Source organism: Lentzea kristufekii (genome assembly GCF_033949925.1).
GTDB classification, from domain to species: Bacteria; Actinomycetota; Actinomycetes; order Mycobacteriales; family Pseudonocardiaceae; genus Lentzea; species Lentzea kristufekii.
On the sequence record NZ_JAXAVV010000008.1, the window covers coordinates 359,342 to 378,264 of the forward strand.

An 18,923-nucleotide genomic window follows, 5' to 3' on the forward strand; every position below is an offset into this window, starting at 1 on the left:
CCGCCGGAATCTACTACTCAGTAGCGCGACACCGCACGCGCAAGCAAACCGGTCACGACCAGCCAGAACACGGCAGCGAGACCGTAGTTGAGGAAGACGTCGAGGTTGTAGTTGCCGGTTGCGAAGAGCCCCGGGAAGAACAGGGCGAGGGGCTCGGCGAGGGACTGGACGAACTTGAAGAACGCGTTCCCCTGGTTCGCGCCCAACACGATCATCAGGATGTACAGCACTTCGATGAAGGCGAAGAGCGCACCGATGCCGCTGATCACGCGTGAAGCCGTGCCGCGGCCGCTGGAGGTACGTAATCTGGACATACGTGAACGATTCCCAGGTCTGACCTCGCCAAAACTTGCTAGATGACCTGCTTCCCGCGCGCGCCCACCCCCACGCGATGCCGAAGGCGAGCCGTCCTCCCCGAGCGACAAGGGTGCGTCTCGAGCCAGTTGGTAGCGGAGAAGTGCCTGTTGACTTTGAGTTGGCGGTACTTGCAGACGCCATCAGCGACACGCGGGATGTCCCACGATCCGGTCGCCAAGTTCCATCGACCCCAGATCTGTGGCTACTCTGTCCGACGTGTGGCGTTCCCTCCTGCTTCGCTGCCGTGACGGGGTCTGATCAGACCGGCCCCCCGTCGCGGGATTCAGCGTTGCCGCCGGTCGTTCCCGTAAAACGACCCGCAGGAGCACAAATCCCATGACCTCGAACGAGGCCTTCACCACCACGAGCGTCGACTCGGCGGACGCCTACACCTCGGGCACCAGCCGAATCCGCAAGCCCTCCCGCCCGGCCCCGGACACCCAGCAGTCCTGGAACCGCCAACTGGGCAGCAGCATGCCGTTCCACCGCTACCGCCCGTTCCACGAGCTGGTAGAGGTCATCGACGTACCGGACCGCACCTGGCCGACGAAGAAGGTCACGAAGGCCCCGCTGTGGTGCGCGGTCGACCTGCGGGACGGCAACCAGGCCCTGATCGACCCGATGTCGCCGGCGCGCAAGCGCAAGATGTTCGACCTGCTGGTGCGGATGGGCTTCAAGGAGATCGAGGTCGGCTTCCCGGCTGCGAGCCAGACCGACTTCGACTTCGTGCGCGAGATCATCGAGGACGGCGCCGTCCCGGACGACGTCACGATCCAGGTGCTGACCCAGTGCCGCGAGGAGCTGATCGCCCGCACGTTCGAGTCCCTCAGGGGCGCGAACAAGGCGATCGTCCACTTCTACAACTCGACGTCGATCCTGCAGCGCCGCGTGGTGTTCCGCAGTGACAGGGACGGCATCAAGAAGATCGCGGTCGAGGCGGCGAAGTTCGCCAAGCAGCAGGAGAAGGACTACCCGGAGACCGACTTCCGCTACGAGTACAGCCCGGAGTCCTACACGGGCACCGAGCTGTCGTACGCGCTGGAGGTCTGCAACGCCGTCCAGGACGTCATCCAGCCGACGCCCGAGAAGCCGTTGATCATCAACCTGCCGGCGACCGTCGAGATGGCCACCCCGAACGTCTACGCCGACTCGATCGAGTGGATGTCGCGCAACCTCGCCAACCGCGAGGCGATCATCCTGAGCCTGCACCCGCACAACGACCGCGGCACCGGTGTCGCCGCCGCCGAGCTGGGTTACCTGGCCGGTGCGGACCGCATCGAGGGCTGCCTGTTCGGCAACGGCGAGCGCACCGGCAACGTCTGCCTGGTCACGCTGGCGATGAACATGTTCAGCCAGGGCATCGACCCGCAGATCGACTTCAGCGACATCGACGAGGTGCGCCGCACCGTCGAGTACTGCAACCAGCTGCCGGTGCCCGAGCGCCACCCGTACGGCGGTGACCTGGTCTTCACCGCGTTCTCGGGCTCGCACCAGGACGCGATCAAGAAGGGCTTCGAGGCTCTGGAGGCCGACGCCAAGGAGGCCGGCCAGCACGTCGACGACTTCCTGTGGGAGGTCCCGTACCTGCCGATCGACCCGAAGGACGTCGGCCGCAACTACGAGGCCGTCATCCGGGTCAACTCGCAGTCCGGCAAGGGCGGCGTGGCGTACCTGATGAAGCAGGAGCACCACCTGGACCTGCCGCGGCGCCTGCAGATCGAGTTCTCGAAGGTGATCCAGGAGGTCACCGACACGCAGGGCGGCGAGATCGGCCCGAAGGAGATGTGGGACGCCTTCGCCGAGGAGTACCTGCACGGCCGGGTGCCGCTGTACCTGCTGAAGCACAGGGCGTCGTCGGACGGCAGTGGCCGCGAGGAGATCACCGCGACCCTGCTGATCGACGGCGACGAGCAGGAGATCACGGGCTCGGGCAACGGTCCGATCGCGGCGTTCGTCGACGCGCTCGCGTCGGTGGGCTACGACGTGCGGGTGCTGGACTACGCCGAGCACGCGCTGTCCGCCGGTGACGACGCCCGCGCGGCCGCCTACGTCGAATGCGCCGTGGGCGACCGCGTGCTGTGGGGCGTGGGCATCGACTCCTCCACGGTCGCGGCGTCGTTCCGCGCGATCGTGTCGGCGATCAACCGCGCGAACCGCTAGCTAACCGACGACAACGGACGGGGAGGACGCGTGCGGCACCAGTTGCCGCGGCGCGCCCTCCCCGTTCGCTTGCACGGCCCAGATGCCCTCACCCGGCAGGCCGTAGGCGATGGTGTCGTTGTCGAGCCACACGACCTGGTCGTCGATCCCGCGGGTCTCGGCCAGGGGTGTCTCCACCATCGTGGTCAGGTCCAGCACGTGCTGGCGCCACGGCCGCGCGCCGTCGCCGGGCACGCGCTTCTTGAACGCCACGCGCTTGCCGTCCGGGGAGAGCGACGGGCATTCGGCGTTCTCCCGCACCGTCTTCGCCGACTCGTGGACCGCGTCGCCCTGGATCAGGTACGTCTTCCCGGCCGTGCTGAGGGTCGCGTAGTACGTGCGGTCGTCCGAGGCGAACGTGACACCCCAGAAGTTCATGTCGTTGACGGTCTTCATGCCCTCGACGTGGGTGCCCTCGATGTTGCTGGCGTAGACCTCGGTCTGCTGGTCGAAGATCGCGGTGCGGGTGGAGAACGTGCCTGCCTGCGCGTACGAGTCACCGGTGACGAACGTCGTCCACGACGCCATCCGCCCGTCCGCCGACAGCTTGGCGCGGTTCGGCACGCCCGCCACCTCCACGCGGCGGCGTTCCTGAAGGCCCCGGTCGACGAAGACGGCCGTCGAGCCCGGCAGCGGTCCCGAGGCGTCCGCGAGGCACAGCCCCTGTCCCCCGGCGGTGTAGAAGCGCTTGCAGGACAACGAACTCACCCGCCTCGGCCGGGAGGTGTCCGACAGCGGCACCGAGGCCACCCTGCCGCTCGCGTCGTCCACGAACATCAGCCGGCCTGACGTCAACTCGACCGGACCTGCCTCAGTGGCAACGGAAACCTGCTCCGGAGCGCGCAGGGCGTAGGCGGTGGCGCCCGCGCCCAGCGCGATCACGGCGGCGATGACGATCAGGATCCTCACCAAGCGAACCACGTCCAAAGAGCACCGAAGAGAACAGAAGAAGCGGCACGGGCGAGCACCTGACCGGTCTGGAGCAGGGCCAGCCCGGACGTGCGCAGCTCGTCGGGGATCATCGGCCCGGCGACGGCCATCAGCACGCCGTCGGTGCACGCGTAGAACAACCCGTGCAGCACCAGAACGCCGACCAGCAGGGAGATCCCGGAAACACCGGCGAGCAGCACGTACGCGCCGAGCAGCGCGAGGTGGCCGAAGAGGAAGATCTTCCACCGGCCCACGCGATCGGCCAGCGACCCCAGCGGCACGGCGGCGAGCAGGTACACGCCGGCCGTGCCGAGGGGCAGCAACGCGATGTAGGCGAGCTCGACGTCGAGCTTCTTCTGCAGCAACAGGTAGATGAACCCGTCGCCGAGCGTCAGGAACCCGAGCCCGCACGCGACCAGGCAGACCCGCCGGAACGGCCTGGACCGCAACAACCCGAAAGCCGATCGCAGCGACACCGCGACGCGTGGCAGCACGTCCCGGTGATCACGCACGAACAGCACCAGAACCAGAAAACCCAATGCCGCGAAGCAGAAGCTCACGACGAACACCACGTCGTAGCGAGCGGGCAGCGTCCACAGCAGACAGAACGCCAGCAGCGGGCCGAGGAACGCGCCCACGGTGTCCATCGCGCGGTGGACACCGAAGGCCCGTCCGAGCGCCGAAGGTTCGCTGCTCAACGTGATCAGCGCGTCCCTCGGCGCGGTGCGCAAGCCCTTGCCGGTCCGGTCCCCGGCCAGCACGAGCCCCATCGCGGTGGCCGAGGTCCCGGCGGCGAGCAGGCCGAGCTTGCCCAGCGCCGAGATCCCGTACCCGAGTCCGGCCACGAACTTGCGCCGTTGCCAGCGGTCCGCAGCGTGACCGCCCGCAACGCGAACCAGTGCCGTCACACCGGTGTAGATGCCGTCGAGCACACCGAACTGCAGCGGGGAGAACCCCAGTCCCAGCACCAGGTACAGCGGCAGGATGGCGGTGACCATCTCGGACGAGACGTCCGTGAGCAGGGACACCGCGCCCAACGCGAGAACGTTCCCCGCGATCCTGCCGGTGCCACCAGAAGCCGGAGCTTGCCTAGCGGTTGCGATGTACACGACGGCCTCCGATCAACAGCCAGATCCGACTAGCGACAGGTGTAAGGACCGGCCTTGTCGCGCACCCTGCCCGCCGTGTCGATGACCTCCCACGAGTAGGAGCGACCGGACAGGGTGAACTTCACGACGCCGTGGGTGTCCGCGAACCAGTTCTCGACGCCCGCGCGCGGCTTGACGTCCTTGTAGAGGTAGTCACCGCCGATGCCGATGATCGCCGAGCGCAGACCGTTGGTCTCGTCGATCGAACCGCTCTTGTTCAGCGGCTTGAGGCGCTCGTAGTGGTGGTCGTGACCCGAGAGCACCAGGTCGGCCTTGGCGTCCGCGAACGCGTTCCACAGCGGCGCCATCTTGGACTTGTCGCCGTAGTTGCCGGAGTTGAACCGCGGGTGGTGCCAGTAGCCGACGACGCACGGCTTGGTGTTCGCGGCCAGGTCGGCCTTCAGCCAGTTCAGCTGCGTCGAGTCGCTGCCCGTGTCGTACATCAGCTGGGAGTCGAAGGAGACGAAGTGGAACTCGCCGGCTTCCCAGCTGTAGTACGGCTTGCCGGCCGGGTAGGCCTGGGCGCCGAAGTACGACTTGTAGCCGTTGAGGTTGTCCTCCCACTCGTGGTTGCCGGTCGCCGGGTGGGTGATGCTCTTGTACCTGCCCCACGACTTGTCGTAGTGGTTCCTGAACTCCGTGATCGTGCCGCTGTCGTACTGGTTGTCGCCGACCGTGAGGATGTGGTTGGGCTTGATCTGGTCGATGAGCTTCGCGGTCTCGTAGTGCTCGGTGTTCGTCAGCGACGCGATGTCGCCGGCGGCGACGACCGTGATGCTGTCGCCGGGGCCGGCGGGCAGGGTCGTCGCCTGCACCGCGTTGCTGACCGCCGACACGTTGCCCGCCAGGTCACGCGCGCGGACCGTGTAGGTGAACGCGGTGCCGGACGCGAGGCCCGAGTCGGTGAACGTGGTGCCGGTCGGGGTGCCGACGACGTTGCCGTTGCGCAGGACCTCGTAGCCGGTGACACCGACGTTGTCGGTCGAGGCCGTCCACTGCAGACCGACCGAGCTCGACGTGGTCCCCGTGCTGGCGAGACCGGACGGTGCGGTCGGCGCGACGGTGTCGCCGTTGGAGACGCTGCCCCAGACCTCCAGGTCCCACAGCGAGTAGCCGTAGGTCGTGCCGCGCTTGGTGCCGTAGATCCGCACGTAGCGGCCGCTAGTCGAGATGGCGATGTCGTCGATGCCACCGTTCTGACCGGTGAGGGTATTCTTGGTGCTCCACGACGAGCCGTCGCTCGAGGTCTGGATCTTGTACTCGGAGGCGTACGCGACCTCCCAGTTGAGCTTGACCCTGGAGATGGTGGCGGCACCGCCGAGGTCGACGGCGATCCACTGCGGATCGACGCCTTCGAGGCTCGCCCACCGGGTGGTCGAGTTTCCGTCGACGGCGTTGGCGCCGCCGAAGGTCTCGGCCTCGACGGACGAGACGGTGGTGGGTTTGTTGGCGGACAGCAGGGAATCAGCCGCGTTGGCCGTGCCCGACGCGGCGATCTGGGGGACCACCAACGCGAACAGGGCTATCGCGACACCAGCTCTGGTGTGCTTTTTGATCACTTCGTTCCTCCTGGGCAAAGGCGGCGGCTCGAAGGATTGGTAAACAAGCTTTCCAATTGAGTTCGGACGTTAACGGCGGCCGAACACGCAGGTCAACGGCAGAAGTACTGGATGAATGGATGACAGATCGGAGGTCTGCAGGCAGAACCGAGCGGTCATCGGAAGTCACGACGTGACCGCCCGGCGCATATGTCCTGGATCACACCAGGCACGCTGGCATGTGCGGCCTTCGACGGGCCGGCGTGCACGTCCGACGGGCAGGCCGGCGGCGACCGGGATTCGTGCCGGGACACCTTCCCCGGTCACACCCAGTCATGCCCTTTCGGTCAGCGGACAGGGCCGTTCGGACGAGCCGGTCGTGGTACCTGTGGGCACGCTGAAGAAACACCCAGGTCGGGATTGTTCACCTGGGTCACGTACGTTCACCGATCATGAGCACAGCAGCGAGCCTCGTAGTGCTGTTCCTGGTCGCCGTCGTGCCGTTGGCACCGACGGAGGCCGTGCTCATCGGTGCCGGCGTCCTAGCCGCGTCCGGCGAGGTGCCGCTCTACCTGGTCGTGCTCGTCGCCGCGGCCGGCTGCCTGCTCAGCGACATGATCAACTTTACCGCGGGGCGCCGGATGGGGATGCGGGCCCTCGACAAGGTCAACAAGAACGCCAAGGCGCGGTCGATGGTCGTGTGGACGGCCGACCAGCTCGCGACCAAGGGCGAGACGATCCTCATCGCGGCGCGGTTCCTGCCCGCGGGCGGCATCGTCGGGGCGCTGCTGACGGGGGCGCTGAAGTGGCCGCTGCGCCGGTTCTTGCCGGTCGCGGCGCTCGGGTCGGCGCTGTGGAGCCTCTACCCCGCCACCGTGGGGTACATCGGCGGTCAGCTCGTCGACGAGGCCTGGCTCGCGATGCTGTTGTCGTTCGGCGTGGCCACGCTCATCTCCATCCCGGTCGGCATGGCGATCCGTGCGCGCAACGCCAACCGCACTCTCTCGTACGCCGAGGCGTCGTCGTAGAGCACCGCGAACCGGTCCGCGGCCGCCAGCAGGGCGTCCACCTCGAACGCCATCTGGGCGTCGCCGCACAGCCGTTCCAGCAGTGAGATCCAGCGCAGGTTGAAGAGCATCAACGCGTCGCGCACGCGGCCCGGCCTGGCGGCGAACTCCGAGCGGGTCACGACGAAGAAGCAGCCGCCGGGGAACACGCGGCGCTTCGAGTAATCGAGCCAGCGTTCGCTCAGGTCCAGGAGCGTTCCACCCGCCATCACGACCTCGCGCGCGAAGATCTCCGCGGCCGCGTGCACGGCGCAGATCTGCAGTTCTTCCTTGGCGCCGAAGTGCGAGAACACCCCGCTCTTGCTCATGCCGAGCTCGACCGCGAGCCGCCCGATGGTGACGCCCTCCAGGCCGTCGACCGAGGCGATCTCCGCCGCGCGCAGGAGGATCGAGCCACGACTGTCCATCCACCGAGGACAACGCAGAGCCCTGGAGAAACGAACGGGGCCACCTCGAAGTGAGGTGGCCCCGGCCGGAGAACACGAACTACGGGTTGAGCGCTTCGGTCACCGAAGCCGGTCCCACGAGCGGGACGTCGGGCGACAGGCCGTCGCCCTCCTCCACCAGGATCGGCTTCACCTCGTGCGGCTGGATCTCGCCGGACTGGATCTGCTCGGCCCAGTGGCACGCCACCTTGTGGCCCGGCTTGAGCTCCCGCAGGGCCGGCCGGTCGGTGTCGCACTTGGTCTCCTGCCGCCAGGGGCACCGGGTGTGGAACCGGCAGCCGCTGGGCGGGTTCGCCGGCGACGGGAGGTCGCCCGCGAGCAGGATGCGTTCGCGCCGGTCCTCGACCACGGGGTCGGGCACCGGGATCGCCGACAGCAGCGCCCGTGTGTACGGGTGCAGCGGCTCGGCGTAGAGGTCCACGGAGGAGGCCTCCTCGACCAGGCCGCCGAGGTACATCACGCCCACGCGGTCGGAGATGTGCTTCACGACCGCGAGGTCGTGCGCGATCACCAGGTAGGTCAGGCCGAACTGCTCCTGGAGCTGCTCCATGAGGTTCACGACCTGCGCCTGCACCGACACGTCCAGCGCGGACACCGGCTCGTCGGCGACGATCAGGTCCGGCTCCAGCGCCAGCGCCCGCGCGATGCCGATGCGCTGCCGCTGACCGCCCGAGAACTCGTGCGGGTACTTGCGCAGCGCCGTGGTCGGCAGGCCGACGGCCGTGAGCAGGTCGCGGAGCCGCTTGTTGGTCGACTCCTTGCCCTTGTCCAGGCCGTGCGCCCGCAGGCCCTCGATCAGGATCGACTCCACGGACTGGCGCGGGTCGAGCGAGGACAGCGGGTCCTGGAACACCATCTGGATCCGGCGCCGCATCTTGCGGAGCTCCTCGCCCTTGAGGGCGGAGAAGTCCTCACCGTCGAACACCATCTTGCCCGCGGTCGGCTCGTTGAGCCGCAGCATCGCCCGCCCGAGGGTGGACTTGCCGCAGCCGGACTCGCCGACCAGGCCGTAGGTCTCGCCGCGCTTGATCTCCAGGTCGACACCGTCGACCGCGTAGACGTAGCCGACGGTGCGGTCCATGAACACGCCCCGCTTGATCGGGAAGTGCACCTTCATGTCCTGCACGGAAACCAGGGTCTCGCTCATACCGGCACCTCCTCGGCGGCGGGAGTTCCCGGCACCACCGGGTTGTGGCAGCGGAGCAGGCGACCCAGCTGGTCTTCTTCCGCGGGCGTGACCTGAACGCAGACGTCCAGCGCGTTCGGGCACCGGGGCGCGAACGCGCAGCCCTGCGACCACGGGATGTTGTCCGCGACGGAACCCCTGATCGGCGTCAGCTTCTCGCCGGGCGCCGCGTCGAGGCGCGGGATCGAGGCCAGCAGACCGTGCGTGTACGGGTGGCGCGGCTCCGCGAAGAGCGGGTGCCGGTTGGCCTTCTCGACCACCTTGCCGCCGTACAGCACGTTGACCTCGTCGCACAGGCCCGCGACGACACCCAGGTCGTGGGTGATCATCACGAGCGCGGTGCCGAGGTCCTGCACCAGTTCCTTCATCAGCGACAGGATCTGGGCCTGGATGGTCACGTCCAGCGCCGTCGTCGGCTCGTCCGCGATCAGCAGCTTCGGCCGGCACGCCAGCGCGATCGCGATGAGCGCGCGCTGCCGCATACCGCCGGAGAGCTGGTGCGGGTACTCCTTGAGCCGGCGGTTCGGGTCCGGGATGCCGACCTTGTCGAGCAGGTCCTTCGCCTCGGTCATGGCTTCCTTGCGGGCCAGGCCGCGGTGCCGTTCGAGCACCTCGGTGACCTGGATGCCGATCGGGACGACCGGGTTGAGCGACGACAGCGGGTCCTGGAAGACCATGCCGAGCTCGCTGCCGCGCTTGTCGCGCATCTGCCGGTCCGACAGCTTCAGCAGATCCGTGCCGTCGTAGGTCACGCTGCCGGTGACCGTGGCGCCGCGCTTGGGCAGCAGACCCATGATCGCCAACGATGTCACCGACTTGCCGCAGCCCGACTCGCCGACGAGGCCGACGGTCTGGCCCGGCTCGACGTCGAAGCTGACGCCGTCGACCGCGCGGAACGGTTCCTCGCCACGACGCTGGAACACGACGGTGAGGTCACGAACTTCGAGCAGTGCCACGACGACTCACCGCCTGTTCTTCGGGTCGAGGGCTTCACGCAGGGTCTCGCCCATGAGCGTGAAACCGAGCGCGACGATGATGATGCAGACCGCGGGCCACGCGGCGAGGTGCGGATGCGTGTCGAAGACGTTCTGCACGTCGCCGAGCATCTGCCCCCACTCCGGGATCCGGTCGTCCGGGTTGCCGAGGCCGAGGAACGACAGCGCCGCCGCCTCGATGATCGCGGTGGCGAGCACGAGCGTCGACTGCACGATCACCGGGCTGAGCGAGTTCGGCAACATGTGCCGGAACACGATCGCGCCCTTCTTCACGCCGAGCGCCGTCGCCGCGAGCACGTGATCGCTGTGCCGTTGCGCGAGCATCGACCCTCTGAGCAATCGGGCGAACACCGGGATCTGCACGATCGCGACCGCGAGGATCACGGTGAACTGGCTCGGCCGCGCGAACATCGCCGCGATCGAGAACGCCAGCAGCAGCGACGGCAGCGACAGCATGACGTCGACCAGGCGCATGACCATCGAGTCGACCCAGCCGCCGATGGCGCCCGCGAGCGTGCCGAGGATCAGGCCGCCGGTGAGTCCGATCAGCGTCGCACCGACACCGACGATCAGCGTCTGCTGCGAGCCGACCAGCAGGCGCGAGAAGAAGTCGCGGCCCTGCAGGTCACCACCGAGCGGGTAGCCTGGCTGGGCGGGCGGGATCTCGTTGCGCGCCTTGACGACCTGGTCGATCAGCATCTTGTCGGACGGGTCGTGCGGGGCGAGCCACGGCGAGAGCAGCGAGACCACGATGAAGATGCCGATGATCACCGCGCCGATGATGAACACCGGGCTGCGCTTGAGCCGCTTCCACGCGCTCGCCGCGAGCGAGACGCCCGCGCTCTCGGCGAGGTCGTCGATCTTTTCCTTCTTGGAGACTCCGAGTGCCACTGCGCTCACCTCGTCCTGATGCGCGGGTCGATGAGCGCGTACGAGAGGTCGACCAACAGGTTGACCACGACGTAGACGATCGTGGCCATGATGATCAACAGCAGCAGCACCGGGTAGTCACGCCTTTCGAACCCGATGGCGAGCGCCTGACCGACACCGGGGATCGAGAACACCTTCTCGGTGAGCACCGCGCCGGAGAGCAGTGCACCGGTCTGCAGGCCGATCGTCGTGACGACCGGCAGCATCGCGTTGCGCATCACGTGCCGGCGGCGGATCAACGGTGCGGTGAGGCCCTTCGACTCGGCGGTGCGGACGAAGTCCTCGTCGAGCACGTCGAGCACGGCCGCCCTGGTGATGCGGAAGATCACCGCGAACGGGATCGTGGCGAGCGCGATGGACGGCAGGATCAGGTGTTCCAGCGCGTCGAGCGTCGCGTCGAACTCACCGGTGAGGATGCCGTCCAGCGTGAAGAATCCGGTGACGCGGGTGGCGTTGATGTCGCCCTGCCTGCCCTGCGACGGCAGGCCGAGCCCGACCGATGCCGCGTCCTTGAGCACGTAGGCGAGGAAGAACACCGGCACCGCGACGCCGATGAGCGAGCCGATGACGCTGAGGTTGTCGAACCAGCCGCCGCGGCGCTTCGCGGCGAGGTAACCGAGCGGAACGCCGATCACGATCGCGATGACGATCGCGAAGAAGCTGAGCTCGATGGTCGCGGGGAACCGCTGGATGAAGATCTCGAGCGCCGAGTCACCGGGCTGGACACCGGTGGAGACGCCGAAGTCACCGCTCGCGGCGCGACCGAGGAACTTGAAGTACTGCACGATGATCGGCTGATCGAGGCCGAGCTGCTTGGTGAGGGCTTCGCGCGACTCCGGCGTAGCGCGTTCTCCCAGGAGGGCCGAAACCGGCCCTCCTGGGAGGAGTCGCATCCACGCGAAGAGCAGCAGCGAGAGCACCAGCACCACGCCGACCAGCTGGACCAGCCGTCGAATGGTGTAGCGGAGCACTTGAGCTACCCCGTTGTTCTCTTGTGGTGGGAGCTAGTCAGCTCAGCCCTTGGAGGCCGGGCCGAACTTCTCGTCGGTCAACGGGCTCGGGACGACACCCTTGATGTCCGACTTCAACACCAGAGCGGGCGGGGAGTGCGAGATCGGGATCGCGGGCAGGTACTCGTCCATGATCTTCTTGTTGATCTCTTCGTACAGCTTGGTGCGCTTGGCCTCGTCCGGCTCGGAGTTGGCCTTCGCCAGGTCGTCCTTCAGCGCGTTGCCCCACGCCGACACACCGGTGTTGAAGCGGTTGTCGGTGCGGCCGAAGAAGGTGCCGACCCAGTTGTGCGCGGTGCCGTTGTCACCGGTCCAGCCGAGCAGGAACAGGTCCGGGATGCCCTGGTCGACGTCGGTCAGGTAACCACCGTTCCACGGCTTGGTGACGACGTCGATCTTGATGCCGGCGGCCTGCAGGTCGGTCGAGATCGCGCCGAACAGGTCCTTCGGGGACGGCATGTACGGACGCGTGACCTCGGACGGCCAGTAGAACTTCAGCGTCAGGTCGGAGGCACCGGCCTCGGCCAGCAGCGACTTGGCCTTGGCGGCGTCGTAGCCGACGGCCTTGATGTCCTTGTTGTAGCCGTTGACGGTGTCCGGCATGAACTGCGTCGCGACCTTGGCGCCCTCGGGCAGCTGCGACTTGACCAGCTGCTCGCGGTTGATCGCGTACATCAGGGCCTGGCGGACCTTGAGGTCGGCGAGCTTCGGGTTGTTCTTCTGGTTGATGCCCAGGTAGAACACGTTGAACGCCGGGCGGATCGCGACGTTGAAGCCGTCGGACTTCAGGCCGGCCCAGTCAGCCGCGTTCGGCAGGTCGTACCCGTCGATGTCGCCGGCCTTGAGCGCCTGCTTGCGGGCGGTCTCGTCCGGGATGATCTTGAAGATGATCTTGTCCAGCTTGGCCTTGGAGCCGTGGTAGGCGTCGTTGCGCACGAGCTCCACGGTGTTGTTGGCCTTGTCGTACTTGCCGAACTTGAACGGGCCCGTGCCGGTCGGGTGCTCGTTCGCGTAGGCCGGGTAGGTGAACGCGTCACCGGCGGCCTGGACGTTGTCCGCGTCGTACTTCTTCAGCGCGTCGGGGCTGGAGATCGAGAACGACGTGAAGCCGAGGACCGACGGGAACTGCGAGGTGACCTCGTTCAGTTCGACCACCGCGGTCTTGGCGTCCTTGGCCGTGCAGGCCTTGAACAGCGAGGGCTTGTCCGGCGTGGTCGCGAACCCGCCGAAGTTGTCCAGCCAGTACTGCGAGACGGCGTCGGACTGGCCGGCGCCCTTCTGGTTGTACCAGCGGTTGAAGTTGAAGCACACGGCCTCGGCGTTGAAGTCCGTGCCGTCGTGGAACTTCACGCCCTCCTTGAGGGTGAACGTCCACGTCTTGCCATCGGCACTCGGCTCGTACTTCGTGGCCAGCGCGGGCTCGACCTCGGCGGTACCCGGCTTGAAGCCGACCAGACCCTCGAACATCTGGCGGGAGACCCGGAAGGTCTCACCGTCGGTCGCGTAGAACGGGTCGAAGAGCTTCGGCGCGCCGGCAGCGCCGAAGGTCAGCGTGCCGCCTTCCTTGCCGCCGCCGCCAGAGTCGCGCTGGGATTGCGCGCAACCGGACAGGGCGAGCGCGCTGACGCTGAGGAAGCCGATCGCGGCAACCCAACGGCGGCGAGCCGTTACTGAGTGGACCATCAAACACCCCTTGGACAATCCGCACATCTCACGGTGTGGTCGCCGACCATAACCGTTGTAGATACCCCGTCCGGGGTTACTCAGGTCACGATCCGGCCACTAGACCAGGCATTCTGATACGTCCGGCGCACGGCCGCTGACCCAACGTGAGCACGGCAGATGCGTCGGACGCTCTCTTAGGCTGTAGAAACAACACCGACACGCGGAGGAGGTCACATGAGCAGAATGGTCGAGTTCCGCGTGCTCGGCCCTCTCCAAGTCCTCCTCGACGGTGAGCCTCTGCTGGTCAGGGCAGGCCGGCAGCGCGCTCTGCTCGTGTCGCTGCTGCTGCGTGCGGGCACGTCGGTGTCCGTGGACGAACTCGCCGGCAACGTGTGGGGTGAAGATCCACCCGCACGTGCGCGGGCGACGCTGCAGACCTATGTGATGCGTCTCAGACAGCTGCTCGGGCCGTCCGTGCCGATCAAGACCGTGCCCGACGGGTACCTGATCGACGTCGACGAGAAGACCATCGACCTGATGCGCTTCGAACCCCTGATCGAACAGGGCGAGCAGGAGCGCGCCGCCGGAAACCTGCAGGCCGCGTCGGCCGCGTTCGCCGCCGCGCTGGGCCTCTGGCGGGGTCCGGCCCTGGTCGACGTGCCGTCGGAGATCCTGCACCGCGACGAGGTGCCGCGGCTCAACGAGCGCCGCCTGCACGTGCTGGAACGCCGGGTCGAGATCGATCTCGAACTGGGCCGCCACGGCGAGCTGGTCGCGGAGCTGTCCCGGCTGACCAGCGAACACCCGTTGCGCGAGCGGTTCTGGGCGCAGCTGATGGTCGCGCTGTACCGGTCCGGGCGACAGAGCGAGGCACTGGCCGCCTACCAGCGCGTTTCGCGGTTGCTGGGCGACGAGCTGGGCATCGATCCCGGCGATGAGCTGCGGCGCGTGCACGGCCAGGTGCTGTCCGGGTCGATCAACGCGGTGGCGGCCTCGACCGGTGCGCCGGTGGTCGCGAAGCCGGAACGGGTCGTGCCGTCGCAGCTGCCCGCGGACATCCCCGATTTCGTCGGCCGCGACGAGGCCGTGTCGTTGATCGTGGCCCTGCTGCGGACCGCGCAGGGCGTGCCGGTCGTGACGCTGGCCGGGCCGCCGGGTGTGGGCAAGACGGCGTTGGCCGTGCACGCGGCGCACCGGATGCGTGCCGACTTCGCGGACGGTCAGCTGTACGTCAACCTGCGCGGATACGCCCCCGGACCGCCGTTGAGCGCGGTGGACGTGCTCCCCCGGTTCCTGCGGGCGCTGGGCACCGAGCCCGACCAGGTGCCACTGGACCAGGACGAGCAGGAGGCGATGTTCCGGTCCACGTTGACCGGTCAGCGGGTCCTGTTGCTGCTGGACAACGCGTCTTCCGCCGAGCAGATCCGTCCTCTGCTGCCCGGTTCGCCGGGGTGCGCGGTGCTGGTGACCTCGCGCGACACGTTGCGCGGCCTGGCCGTCTCGCACGCGGCGTCGAACGTGCGGCTCGACGTGCTCGACTGGCACGAGACGAAGTCACTCCTCGCAGGCATCCTGGGCGCGGACGAGGTGGCGTCCCAGGAGGACGCGGCGCTGGAGCTGGCGGCCCTCTGCGCGCATCTGCCATTGGCTTTGCGTATCGCAGCCGCGAACCTCGTGTCGCGCCCGGAGCTGTCCATTGCGGACTACGTGGAGGAGCTGCGGGCGGGCAACAGGCTCGCGGCCCTGGCCGTCGAGGGCGACGAACGGGTCGCGGTGCACGCGGCGTTCGACCTCTCCTACACGGCGCTGAAGCCCGAGCTCGCGCAGATGTTCCGGGTGCTGTCGCTGGTTCCCGGCACCGACTTCACCCCCGAGATGGCCGCCGCGCTGAGCGGGCTGACCACTCAGGACGCCCGCCGGCGGCTGGACCGCCTGGCCACCGCGAACCTGATCTCGAACCACGCGCCGTCCCGCTACCAGTTCCACGACCTCCTGCGCGACTACGCGGCCGAGCGCCTGGCGTTCGAGGAGGGCCGTGCGGACGCGCGGCTCGCGTTGCGGCGGCTGCTGGACTGGGCGGTGCGCTCGGTCGACAACGCCACCTCGGCGATGAAGTCGACGCTGTTCCGCTTCCCGCGACCGGCCCCGCTGGACAGCGTGGTGCCGCGGACGTTCAGCACCTCCACCGAGGCCCTGACCTGGCTGGACGTCGAACGTGCGAACCTGGTCGCGCTGGTGGCGCACTCCGTCGAACGCGATCCCGAGAACTCGCCGTGGCAGCTGGCCGACGCCCTGCGCGGCTACTTCTACACGCAGGGCCTCGCCGCCGAGTGGCGCGAGACCGCGAAGGCCGGCCTCCTGGGCGCTCGTGCGCCGCGTGACGAGCTCGGCCAGCTCGCGATGCTGTCGTCGCTGGGCACGCTGTACTGGGTGACCGGGCAGCACCGCAACGCACTGGGCCACTACCAGCAGGCCATCGCGTTGCAGGAACACATCGACCTGCCCGAGGCCGAGGCCGCCGTGCTGTCCAACGCCGGCAGCGTCTACATCGACCTCGGCGAGCTCGAACACGCCGCCGACCACCTCGAACGCGCCCTGGTGATCGCCCGCCGGGTGGGCGCGCCCCAGCTGCTCGCGAACGCGCTGTTCAACCTCGGCGGCGTCTACATGCAGCTCGGCCAGCTCGACCGCGCGGCGTCTACGTTCGAGGAAGCACTGGAGGCCGGCACGCGCATCGACTCGTGGATCACCCAAGCGAACTCGATGCGCGCACTGGGCGAGGTCTACGCATCACGCGGTGAGCCCGAACTCGGCGCCACCTACTTCGTGCGCGCGAGCGAGCTCTACGAACGTGCGGCGGCCCGCAACTTCGGCCACACCATGCACGAGGGCATGGCCATCACGCTGATCATGCGCGGCCGTTACGAGGAAGCCGCCCTGGAAGCGTCCGCCGCCATGCAGATCGCCCAGGACCTGGAGAACGTCAAGAGCGTCTGTGACGCGCAGAACCTGCTCGGCCGCGCCCTGGAGGGCTCCGGACGTGTCGAGGAGGCGCTGGAGCAGTTCTCGTCGGCGTTGGCGATCGCGGTCGAGACCGGTTACTCGTGGGGCATCTGCTCGGCGCGCCGCGGCCTGGCTTCCTCGTACCGCTCGGCAGGCCGTTTCGAGGAGGCGCTGTCGATGGCAACCTCGGCGCTGGTCGAGGCGGGCCGGTCGCAGTTCCGGCTGGCCGAGATGGAGGTGCTGCTCGTGCTCGGGCGCACCCACCTCGACACGTCCGACGCCACCGGCGCCTTGGAATGCGCTCTGCGGGCGGCCTCGGTCGGTTTGGACTCCGGTCACCGCTGGGTGTACGGACGCGCTTTGCAGCTGGCGGGCGATGCCGCCTTCGCTCTGGGCGACTCCGACTCCGCGCGGGCGCACTGGTCTTCCTCGCTGGAGGTCTTCAGCGCGATCGGGACGCCCGAGGCCTCCGTCGTCCAGGCTCAACTGCTCGACGTGACAACGTAGTCAGCTCTGAACCTGGTCTCGTCGACCGCGAACCAGCCTCTTTCGTACTGCTGCCAACGGATGAAGTGTGCTCGTTGGTGCTCGCCGTCGCGCTTCACCGCGCGTTCCAGCCTCGCTCGTTCGTCCTCGTGGTCCACGAAGATCGCGAGGCTCAGGCGGGTGTTCGCTTTCCTGGCCGAGGAGAAGCCCTCGAAGACTATGGTCCTTTGTGGAGTGATGACGACCTCGTCGCCTTCACCGATGCACGGAAACCCTTGGGACCAATCGGTTCTGCGGTAGCGGCCCTCGCGGTTCCGCGCCACTTCGTCGAGTGCTCGTTGCAGCCGCGGCCACCACTGCGTCGTGGGGTCGTCCCACGTGGCGAAGTGGTCGGTGCTGATCAGCTGGGCGTCGAGCTCGTCCGCCAGGCTCCTCGCGAACGTCGACTTGCCCGCACCCGACGGGCCGTCCACCGCGACCAGGCGGGTGTCGCCCAGCCGCGGTGGAGTTCTGGCTACATGCTCCGGCGACCAGATAGCGCACGTCCCAGCGTCAGCTCGTCCGCGAACTCCAGGTCGCCGCCCATCGGCAGCCCGCTGGCGAGCCGCGTGACGGTCAGGCCCGGGAAGTCCCTGAGCATCCGGACGAGATAGGTGGCCGTGGCCTCGCCCTCGGTGTTCGGGTCCGTGGCGATGATGACCTCGGAGATGTCGACACCGTTGACGGCCGTGCCGATGCGGTTGAGCAGCTGCCTGATCCGGAGCTGGTCCGGCCCGACACCGCTCAGCGGGTCGAGCGCGCCACCCAGGACGTGGTAGCGGCCCTTGAACTCCCTGGTGCGCTCGATCGCCTGGACGTCCTTGGGCTCCTCGACCACGCAGACCAGGCTCAGGTCCCGCTTGGGGTCGCGGCAGATGCGGCACGTCGTCTCCGCGCTCACGTTGCCGCAGACGTCGCAGAAGACGACGCCTTCCTTGACCTTCTGGAGTGCCTGCTGGAGCCGCTCGATGTCAGCGGGTTCCGTTGCCAGCAGGTGGAAGGCGATGCGCTGAGCGCTCTTCGGACCAACACCCGGGAGTCTGCCCAGTTCGTCGATGAGGTCCTGTACCGGGCCTTCGTACATCGGTGTTAGCCGAGCAATCCGCCGAGGCCGCCCTGGGCGAGCGGTCCGAGCTTCTGCTCCACCAGCTCCTGCGCCTTGGCGTTGGCGTCCTTGATCGCGGCGATCACCAGGTCCTGGAGGGTGTCCACGTCCTCCGGGTCCACGATCTTCGGGTCGATGGCGAGGTTGACCAGTTCGCCGCCGCCGGTGACCGTCGCGGTGACCAGGCCGTTGCCCGCGTTGCCGGTGACCTGCGTTTCGGCCAGCTGCTGCTGGGCGTCCGCCATCTGCTGCTGCATGTTCTGGGCCTGCTGGAGAAGGGCCTGCATGTCGAACTGACCGGGTTGCACCGCTGGTCCTCTCGGTGGGGTTTGTTGTGGTCCAGCGTACGGGTGGTGGGTGCGTCGGTTGGGCCGTCCCCTCTGTCTGCTGATTCCTGGGGCTCCGCCCCAGACCCCGCCAATCTGATCCGAAGCCGGGGTCCACGCCGTGCGTGGGTAGATGGCACGCCTGTTGCTTTGGGCGCAGGCGCGTTGCTTAGAGGGGCGCGTCGGTGGGGTGGCTTCGTCACGAGCCGCACCAAGAGCGGGCCACATCAGAGGAGGGGTGTCAAACGGACGAAAAGCGTGTCCGTTTGACACCCCTCCTCTGATGCAGCAAGTGCTGTGGCACGACTCGTGACGAAGCCACCCCACCCAGACCGTTTGGTAAAGACGGCTCGCCTTCGGCATCGCTGGAGTGTCAGACCCCGTCGCTATGTTGGGTCGCGGGGGACCCGAATCCGGAGGGGACCCCTGCGAGAGCGTGCGTTGGGGCGTCGCTCTTGGCTGCGGCTTGGCCCCTTTACGGGGCGGCTAGGCC

The 18,923-nt window shown here is 67.9% G+C and carries 13 protein-coding genes and 2 pseudogenes; 3 read left to right on the forward strand and 12 right to left on the reverse strand.

Going from position 1 to position 18,923, the window contains the following annotated elements; translation table 11 throughout:
* Positions 1 to 17: 17 nt before the first annotated feature.
* Positions 18 to 314, reverse strand: coding sequence for a hypothetical protein (locus tag SK571_RS19130; protein WP_319985419.1), 297 nt, complete (start codon positions 312 to 314; stop codon positions 18 to 20).
* Positions 315 to 693: 379 nt separating this feature from the next.
* Here SK571_RS19130 and leuA point away from each other — a divergent pair, with 379 nt between their 5' ends.
* Positions 694 to 2,517, forward strand: coding sequence for a 2-isopropylmalate synthase (leuA, locus tag SK571_RS19135; RefSeq protein WP_319985420.1), 1,824 nt, complete (start codon positions 694 to 696; stop codon positions 2,515 to 2,517).
* A gap of 873 nt (positions 2,518 to 3,390) precedes the next feature.
* On the opposite strand, the pseudogene SK571_RS19145 reads toward leuA, so the two are convergent.
* Both SK571_RS19145 and SK571_RS19150 read right to left on the reverse strand, forming a co-directional pair.
* Positions 3,391 to 4,595: pseudogene (locus SK571_RS19145) on the reverse strand (MFS transporter); the annotation flags it as partial.
* 29 nt (positions 4,596 to 4,624) lie between these two features.
* Positions 4,625 to 6,193, reverse strand: coding sequence for a discoidin domain-containing protein (locus SK571_RS19150; protein ID WP_319985422.1), 1,569 nt, complete (start codon positions 6,191 to 6,193; stop codon positions 4,625 to 4,627).
* A gap of 431 nt (positions 6,194 to 6,624) precedes the next feature.
* Here SK571_RS19150 and SK571_RS19155 point away from each other — a divergent pair.
* Positions 6,625 to 7,044: pseudogene (locus SK571_RS19155) on the forward strand (DedA family protein); the annotation flags it as partial.
* Positions 7,045 to 7,064: 20 nt separating this feature from the next.
* Here SK571_RS19155 and SK571_RS19160 read toward each other — a convergent pair.
* From SK571_RS19160 to SK571_RS19185, 6 genes are all read right to left on the reverse strand, one after another.
* Positions 7,065 to 7,646 (reverse strand): TetR/AcrR family transcriptional regulator, encoded by a 582-nt coding sequence (locus SK571_RS19160; protein ID WP_319985423.1) that lies wholly within the window; start codon positions 7,644 to 7,646, stop codon positions 7,065 to 7,067.
* A 79-nt stretch (positions 7,647 to 7,725) separates the two neighbouring features.
* Complete coding sequence (locus SK571_RS19165; RefSeq protein ID WP_319985424.1) at positions 7,726 to 8,832, reverse strand: ABC transporter ATP-binding protein; 1,107 nt, start codon at positions 8,830 to 8,832, stop codon at positions 7,726 to 7,728.
* Complete coding sequence (locus tag SK571_RS19170) at positions 8,829 to 9,827, reverse strand: ABC transporter ATP-binding protein (protein WP_319985425.1); 999 nt, start codon at positions 9,825 to 9,827, stop codon at positions 8,829 to 8,831. The genes SK571_RS19165 and SK571_RS19170 overlap by 4 nt, the downstream gene beginning before the upstream one ends.
* A 6-nt stretch (positions 9,828 to 9,833) precedes the next feature.
* A complete protein-coding gene (locus SK571_RS19175; protein ID WP_319985426.1) occupies positions 9,834 to 10,757 on the reverse strand; it encodes an ABC transporter permease in 924 nt (307 codons plus the stop codon).
* A 5-nt stretch (positions 10,758 to 10,762) separates the two neighbouring features.
* The gene (locus SK571_RS19180) at positions 10,763 to 11,767 is read right to left on the reverse strand and encodes an ABC transporter permease (RefSeq protein WP_319985427.1); all 1,005 of its coding nucleotides are present in this window, start codon (positions 11,765 to 11,767) and stop codon (positions 10,763 to 10,765) included.
* Between the two features lie 42 nt (positions 11,768 to 11,809).
* Entirely contained in the window at positions 11,810 to 13,489 is a 1,680-nt protein-coding gene (locus tag SK571_RS19185; RefSeq protein WP_319985428.1) for an ABC transporter substrate-binding protein, read from the reverse strand.
* 216 nt (positions 13,490 to 13,705) lie between these two features.
* Between SK571_RS19185 and SK571_RS19190 the strand changes: the two genes are divergently transcribed.
* On the forward strand, positions 13,706 to 16,981 hold the full coding sequence (locus SK571_RS19190) for an AfsR/SARP family transcriptional regulator (protein WP_319985429.1): 3,276 nt from the start codon (positions 13,706 to 13,708) through the stop codon (positions 16,979 to 16,981).
* Here SK571_RS19190 and SK571_RS19195 read toward each other — a convergent pair.
* Genes SK571_RS19195 through SK571_RS19205 form a run of 3 tightly spaced genes read right to left on the reverse strand, consistent with a single transcriptional unit; the run spans position 16,957 to position 18,391 of the window.
* A complete protein-coding gene (locus SK571_RS19195) occupies positions 16,957 to 17,433 on the reverse strand; it encodes a uridine kinase family protein (protein WP_319985430.1) in 477 nt (158 codons plus the stop codon). The two genes, SK571_RS19190 and SK571_RS19195, sit on opposite strands and share 25 nt — an antisense overlap.
* Before the next feature lie 41 nt (positions 17,434 to 17,474).
* Positions 17,475 to 18,083, reverse strand: a complete 609-nt coding sequence (gene recR / locus SK571_RS19200; RefSeq protein WP_319985431.1) for a recombination mediator RecR — start codon at positions 18,081 to 18,083, stop codon at positions 17,475 to 17,477.
* A 5-nt stretch (positions 18,084 to 18,088) separates the two neighbouring features.
* Complete coding sequence (locus SK571_RS19205; protein WP_258947624.1) at positions 18,089 to 18,391, reverse strand: YbaB/EbfC family nucleoid-associated protein; 303 nt, start codon at positions 18,389 to 18,391, stop codon at positions 18,089 to 18,091.
* Positions 18,392 to 18,923: the final 532 nt, after the last annotated feature.

Excerpts from the sequence above, each read along its gene's own strand:
- SK571_RS19185 (WP_319985428.1), bottom strand. The coding sequence starts at position 13,489 with ATGGTCCACTCAGTAACGGCTCGCCGCCGTTGGGTTGCCGCGATCGGC.
- SK571_RS19190 (WP_319985429.1), top strand. The coding sequence starts at position 13,706 with ATGAGCAGAATGGTCGAGTTCCGCGTGCTCGGCCCTCTCCAAGTCCTC.
- recR (WP_319985431.1), bottom strand. The coding sequence starts at position 18,083 with ATGTACGAAGGCCCGGTACAGGACCTCATCGACGAACTGGGCAGACTC.
- SK571_RS19160 (WP_319985423.1), bottom strand. The coding sequence starts at position 7,646 with ATGGACAGTCGTGGCTCGATCCTCCTGCGCGCGGCGGAGATCGCCTCG.
- SK571_RS19165 (WP_319985424.1), bottom strand. The coding sequence starts at position 8,832 with ATGAGCGAGACCCTGGTTTCCGTGCAGGACATGAAGGTGCACTTCCCG.
- SK571_RS19130 (WP_319985419.1), bottom strand. The coding sequence starts at position 314 with ATGTCCAGATTACGTACCTCCAGCGGCCGCGGCACGGCTTCACGCGTG.
- leuA (WP_319985420.1), top strand. The coding sequence starts at position 694 with ATGACCTCGAACGAGGCCTTCACCACCACGAGCGTCGACTCGGCGGAC.
- SK571_RS19205 (WP_258947624.1), bottom strand. The coding sequence starts at position 18,391 with ATGCAGGCCCTTCTCCAGCAGGCCCAGAACATGCAGCAGCAGATGGCG.